10 protein-coding genes are annotated in these 5,604 nt (G+C 64.2%); 6 read left to right on the plus strand and 4 right to left on the minus strand.

Features of this window, described 5'->3' with window-relative positions:
• Positions 1-194: hypothetical protein (locus VZ95_RS27305; RefSeq protein ID WP_232302684.1), on the minus strand; the 194-nt coding region annotated here is incomplete at its 3' end.
• Between VZ95_RS27305 and VZ95_RS15330 the strand changes: the two genes are divergently transcribed.
• From VZ95_RS15330 to VZ95_RS15340, 3 genes are all read left to right on the plus strand, one after another.
• A complete protein-coding gene (locus tag VZ95_RS15330; protein WP_232302685.1) occupies positions 183-557 on the plus strand; it encodes a PD-(D/E)XK nuclease family protein in 375 nt (124 codons plus the stop codon). The two genes, VZ95_RS27305 and VZ95_RS15330, sit on opposite strands and share 12 nt — an antisense overlap.
• A gap of 97 nt (positions 558-654) precedes the next feature.
• Positions 655-975, plus strand: a complete 321-nt coding sequence (gene trxA, locus VZ95_RS15335) for a thioredoxin TrxA (RefSeq protein WP_045776634.1) — start codon at positions 655-657, stop codon at positions 973-975.
• A gap of 113 nt (positions 976-1,088) precedes the next feature.
• Positions 1,089-1,532, plus strand: coding sequence for a DUF29 domain-containing protein (locus VZ95_RS15340; protein ID WP_045776635.1), 444 nt, complete (start codon positions 1,089-1,091; stop codon positions 1,530-1,532).
• A gap of 18 nt (positions 1,533-1,550) precedes the next feature.
• Here the strand turns inward: VZ95_RS15340 and VZ95_RS24310 are convergent, their stop codons facing one another.
• A complete protein-coding gene (locus tag VZ95_RS24310; protein ID WP_052711819.1) occupies positions 1,551-1,910 on the minus strand; it encodes a hypothetical protein in 360 nt (119 codons plus the stop codon).
• Positions 1,849-2,787 carry an MFS transporter gene (locus VZ95_RS15345; protein ID WP_052711820.1) on the minus strand — a complete coding sequence of 313 codons (939 nt, stop codon included), beginning with the start codon at positions 2,785-2,787 and terminating at the stop codon, positions 1,849-1,851. Before VZ95_RS15345 ends, VZ95_RS24310 begins: the two co-directional genes overlap by 62 nt.
• 77 nt (positions 2,788-2,864) lie before the next feature.
• Between VZ95_RS15345 and VZ95_RS23175 the strand changes: the two genes are divergently transcribed.
• Positions 2,865-3,908, plus strand: a complete 1,044-nt coding sequence (locus VZ95_RS23175; protein ID WP_045776636.1) for a GlxA family transcriptional regulator — start codon at positions 2,865-2,867, stop codon at positions 3,906-3,908.
• On the opposite strand, the gene VZ95_RS15355 is transcribed toward VZ95_RS23175, so the two are convergent.
• A complete protein-coding gene (locus VZ95_RS15355) occupies positions 3,820-5,097 on the minus strand; it encodes a GAF domain-containing sensor histidine kinase (RefSeq protein WP_052711822.1) in 1,278 nt (425 codons plus the stop codon). The two genes, VZ95_RS23175 and VZ95_RS15355, sit on opposite strands and share 89 nt — an antisense overlap.
• 80 nt (positions 5,098-5,177) lie before the next feature.
• Between VZ95_RS15355 and VZ95_RS15360 the strand changes: the two genes are divergently transcribed.
• Positions 5,178-5,408: a hypothetical protein gene (locus tag VZ95_RS15360; protein WP_045776637.1), complete on the plus strand. Its 231-nt coding sequence runs from the start codon at positions 5,178-5,180 to the stop codon at positions 5,406-5,408.
• Positions 5,405-5,604 (plus strand): hypothetical protein (locus VZ95_RS15365; RefSeq protein WP_045776638.1); only part of this gene is annotated, 200 nt, incomplete at its 3' end. The genes VZ95_RS15360 and VZ95_RS15365, both read left to right, overlap by 4 nt.

The raw sequence follows: 5,604 nt of genomic DNA on the forward strand, positions 1-5,604 counted from the left end.
GGCCGGAGGAGGGCGCACGCGCCGCAGGTTGAAGCGCGGGCGGCTAGTGCATCGGCTGCTGCAAATGCTGCCCGATCTAGCGCCGCCGCGCTGGCAGGCGAGCGCCGCCGCCTATCTCCGCCCGCCCCATTCATCAGCTTGCCGACGCCGAGCAGGTGGCCCTGTGGCGGGAGGCGGAAACCGTGCTGACTCATCCCGATTTGGCCCCCCTGTTCGGCGCGGACGCCCGCGCGGAAGTGCCTTTGGTCGGGCGGGTGGGGGATGTGATCGTCTCAGGGCAGGTGGATCGGCTCTGGGTTGGGCCAAACGAAGTGCTGCTGGCCGACTTCAAAACCAACCGTCCGCCCCCGTTGCGCGAAGGCGGCGTGTCGCGCGCTTATCGACAGCAAATGGCGCTCTACCGCGCCGTTCTGAGCCAGCTTTACCTCGACAAACCCGTGCGCTGCTGGTTGATCTGGACCGATGGCGCGCGGATCATGCCGCTGTCCGAGGCGCTCTTGGACGATCCCGGCTTGCTCAGCCTCACCCTCTCTGCGCAAACTGCTGAACAGCGTTAAGCTTTCCGCGTGCCTCAGGCATTGACGGGCGGGGGGACGGCTCCCTAAGTTTCATTTATCCAGGCTGGGTTTCCCGGCTCTTACAAAGGAAAAGATTATGGCGACCGTTCCCGTTACCGATGCCAGCTTCGAAGCCGACGTTCTCAACGCTCCCGGCCCCGTGCTGGTCGATTTTTGGGCCGCTTGGTGCGGCCCGTGTAAGGCGATTGCGCCCGCGCTCGAAGAAATCTCGTCGGAACTGGCGGGCAAGGTAACGATCGCCAAGGTCGATATCGACGATAACCCCGCCTCCCCGGCCAAATACGGCGTGCGCGGCATTCCCACAATGCTGCTGTTCAAAAACGGTCAGGTCGTGGCGCAAAAGGTCGGCGCGATGCCGAAATCGATGCTGCAAGCCTGGCTGACCAGCGCGCTGTAAAGCAAGGCGCGCAGGGAACGCGGGCGATCCCCCGCCCCGGCTCGGGGAGCAAGCTCCCCGAGTTCCTCTCTGGAACGGCGATACGCGCGGCAAACTGATAGGCGGGGCGGCCAATGTCTAAATCCAGTCTGTATGACCAAGATTTCTACGCCTGGGCCAATGAACAGGCCAATTTGCTGCGTACTGGGCAAGTGTCCGCCGCCGATATCGAGCATATTGCCGAGGAAATCGAAAGCATGGGCAAGACCGAGAAACGCGAACTGGCAAACCGTCTCGCCGTCTTGCTCCTGCACCTGCTGAAATGGCAGTTCCAACCTGTGAGGCGAGGTGCTTCTTGGGAAGCGACCGTTCGCGTGCAACGGCGTGACCTTGCGGTTCACCTGACGGACAATCCCAGCCTCAAAGCCAAGGTGGCGGAGGCCATCGAACAGGCTTATGGCAATGCCGTGATCCAGGCTGCTGCGGAAACGGGCTACCCGGAAACCACATTCCCGGCTGAATGCCCCTGGCCTTTCGAGCAGATCATGGATGCAGCTTTCTGGCCGGACCACGCCTAAATTTTTCCTACACAGGCTCTAAGCGGGCGCGCGATGTGCGCCCGTCACGCGGTAGGCAAGAACGCTCAGACCCAGCAGGGCGACCGGCGCGAGGCTGAGGCTGAGGACGATTTCCCAACCTAAACTCGCCTGCGCCGGTCCCGCGCCGACCGAGGCGAGGGCCGAGAGGCCAAAGACGCTGAATTCCGATAGGGCTTGCAGCCGCGCGCGCTCTTTCGGCGCGGTGGCGGCTTGGGCGATCAGCGTCGAGCCGCCGACGAACAGAATATTCCAGGCGATCCCGTTCAGCACCAGGGCAAGGGTGAAATGCGGCAGGCTAAGCCCCGTCAGCCCCACCGCCGCGCTGAGCAGAAACAGCGCCAGGCCCGCGCTCACCATTGGCACGACGCCGAAGCGCGCGATCAGCTTTCCCGTAAAAAAACGCCGGGGCGAACATGCCGACCAGATGGGCCTGGATCACCCCCGCCGAGGCATCGACCGAAAAGCCGCAGGCGATCACCGCGAGCGGCGTCGCCGTCATCACGAAAGTCATCACCGCGAAGGCCAACGCCGTGCAGAGCAGACCGAGCAGAAACATCGGCTGTCCCGCCAGCACCGCCAGCGGTCGGGTGTCGCCGGATGCGGTTTGACTGACGGGCTGGAGGGGCAGCGTTGCGAGCACCATGACCGCCAGCGCCCCCAGCCCGGCAATCGCGCCATAGGCCCCGGCAAAAGGCACCAGCGCCCAGAAATCGCGGGAAAATGCTGCGATCTGCGGCCCCAAGAAGGCGGCAACCAGGCCGCCGATCATCACCCATGAGAGGGCGCGCGCTTTGCCCGCCGGGTCGGGAACGGCGTCGGTCGCGGCATAGCGGTAATATTGCGAACTCGCCTGAAACAGCCCGAGCAGCGCGTTTCCGAGGCAAAACAGCGTAAAATCACGCTGAAAAATCGCCGCAGCGGCCAGAATGCCGCCGATAATTGCGGCGAAGCTCCCCAGCATGAAGACGGGCCGCCGCCCGATGCGCCCCATCAGCAGCGACAGCGGAACCGTCGTCGCAGCAGAGGTTAGCGTCAGCAGCGCAAAGGGCAGGGTCGCGAGGCTGGCGCGTGGAGCCAAATCGCTGCCGACGATTCCGGTGAGCGTGAGGCCGATGGCGATGGCGCAGAAGTAGAGACACTGCGACAGGGCGAGGGTTCCTGCCGTGCGGCGGGCTAGGGGGACAGGGTGGCCGACATGGGAAACCTCATAGCAGCGGTGACACGAAGGCCCCACCTTAAGAAAGCTTCCCCTTGTCAGAAAGGACAGAGAAGCCGCATATTCTGCCATATCGGCAGGCAGGAGATCGGGCGATGCGGACGGTGGCCATTCTGACGTTTCCCCAGTGCCAAAGCCTTGATTGTTTGGGGCCGACCGAGGTTTTCACTAAGGCGAATGCCCATTTCCAGCATCAGCAGGGCGGGGCGGGGGACGTCCCGTACCGCATCGTCCACGGCTCGGTTGCGGGCGGCGCGGTGCCGACCAGTTGCGGCCTCGCCTTTGGCCCGACGCTGCCGCTCGCCGATCTGCCGGCGAGCATCGATACGCTTTTGATCGTCGGCGGCAATCCTGGGGTGGAAATGGCGCTGGAAGGGGGGGGGCTCCCTGCCTGGGTGCGGGAACGCGCCCCCCACTGCCGCCGCGTTGCCAGCGTTTGCACGGGGGCGTTTCTGCTGGCCGAAACGGGCTTGATGGCCGGGCGGCGGATGACGACCCATTGGCACTCCTGCGCTGCCTTGGCCGACCGCTACCCCAATATCCGCGTCGAGCCCGACGCGATTTATGTGAGTGCGCCGCCCTTCTACAGTTCCGCCGGGATCACCGCGTCCATCGATCTGGCGTTAGCCCTAGTGGAGGAGGATTTGGGGCAGGCAATCGCGCTGGCGGTGGCGCGGGAGTTGGTGCTGTATTTGCGCCGTCCGGGGGGACAGTCGCAATTCTCGACCCTATTGGCAACGCAAGCGCGGTCGGCGGAACGGACGGTCGAGGGGAAGCTGGGGGATTTGCTGACCTGGATCGCCGCCCATCCGGCCGAGGATTTACGCGTTCCGGCGCTGGCGGCGCGCGTCGGTCTGGCCGAGCGCAGCTTCATCCGCCATTTCACCGCGCGAACGGGTCAAACCCCGGCGCGTTATGTGGAAGCGGTGCGTCTTGAGCGCGCGCGGTTGCTACTGGAGACGGACCGGCAGGCCCTCGCCGAAATTGCGGCAGCGGCGGGGTTCGGCTCGACCGATTCCCTCACGCGGGCGCTACGGCGGGCTTTGGGGATTACGCCCGATCTTTATCGGGCGCGCTTTGGGGGCGGCTCTCGCTTCCCGGTAGCGGCGCGTCGGGCGCAATTGGAAGCCGCAACGTAACGCGGGTGCCGTGATCGGGCTTGCTGGTGAAGGCCACCGAACCGCCCATTGCCTGCAACAGCCGCCGCGAGAAAGCGATGCCGAGCCCGGCCCCGCGCTCGGAGGAGGTCAGCGCGTTTTCCGGCCGCAAGAACGGGTCGCCCAGCTTGCCCAAGGTTTCCGGCGGAATGCCGATGCCCGTATCGGCAATGGTGATATTCGCCCATTGCTCATCGCCCCACCGCTCGGCCACTTGGGCGGTAACGCGAACGGAGCCCTCGGCTGGGGTGAATTTCACCGCATTATCGAGCAGATGGACGAGAACCTGATTGAGCGCGGAGGCATCGGCCCGCACCGTTAGCAGCGTCGGCAGGGCGAGTTTGATGTGAACGTGCCGCCGGTCGGCCAGCGGGCGAATTTGGCGCATGGCGCTGAGAATAGCCCCGTCCAAATCGAGCGCTTCGAGCGTGAGCGGGCGCTCCCCGGCTTCGATTTGGCCATAGTCCAGAATATCATCGACCAACTGCAACAGGCCGGTGCCGCCCTGATGAATGGCGCGCGCATAATCGGCGATCCGGTCCGTCGGCGATTGCAGCAGGATCATTTCGCTAAAGCCCATAATGGCGTTCAGCGGCGTGCGCAACTCGTGGCTGAGGCTGGACAGAAACCGCGTGCGCGCCAGATTATCTTGCCGGGTCTGCTGAATAATGCGGTGCAGATCGAGCGTATCGACGACCAATTGCGCTAATTCTTTCAAAAGACTCTGCTGCGCATCGGTAAATTCGCGCGGGCGTTGATCGATGACGCACAGGGTTCCGAGCCGAAAACCCGTTTCAGAAATCAGCGGGGCACCCGCATAAAAGCGGATATGGGGACTATCGGTGACAAGCGGATTAGCCGTAAACCGCGGATCGCTTAAAGCATCTTCCACAATCATGACATCATCGTCCAAGATTGCGTAAGCGCAGAAGGCGAGCTGTCGGGGCGTTTCTTGCGTGGCGAGCCCGGCTTTCGCTTTGAACCATTGCCGGTCTGAATCGAGGAGGCTGACGAGCGCGATGGGGCAATCGAGCAACCGAGTGGTTAATTGAACCAAATGGTCCAAACGCGGGTCGTCCGGTGTATCAAGCACGCAGAAGCTGTGCAGCTCATCAAGGCGGGCAGCCTCGTTCGGCGGAACCGGAGGAAGAGGGGAATTGATTGCCGTCATCGGCGGAAGTGTGCCATAGCGCCTAAGGCTTGACTATATCGGCGCTCGATATTTTTAGAGTAACCCATAGGGGAGTGGGGATGGAGTCTCGAAGACTAACCGGGAAAACGGAGCAAAAGGCGGCGGACAAGCCGGGTGCTTTTTCCTTCCTGCGCGACCTGCCGCACGAGTGGCGGGAACGCCGCGTGCTCGCCCTGGTCGAAGACCTGAGCCGCCAGATGGGGCGCGACCCGGTGGCGGCGCTCGGCCGGCTGGACGCGCTGGCGCAAACCCTACCCGACGATCCCAGCGCCCACGCGGCTGGTCGATGAGCGTCTGCGCCTGGGTGGAACGCTGGGCGAGCGCCGAGCCGATTACTGCGCGGCGCTTGCTGGACGATCTCGCCGAGCATGCCGCCCGTCACCCCGGCGAGGGCGCGCTGAAAGCCCATTGGGGCGTTGCGGTGTTGCATTTCGTGGCGGCGCGGGCCGGGGCGGACCCGGAAGGCTGCCGCGTGCTGCTAGCGAC

Origin of the sequence: Elstera litoralis, from assembly GCF_000963705.1 — a bacterium.
GTDB classification, from domain to species: Bacteria; Pseudomonadota; Alphaproteobacteria; order Elsterales; family Elsteraceae; genus Elstera; species Elstera litoralis.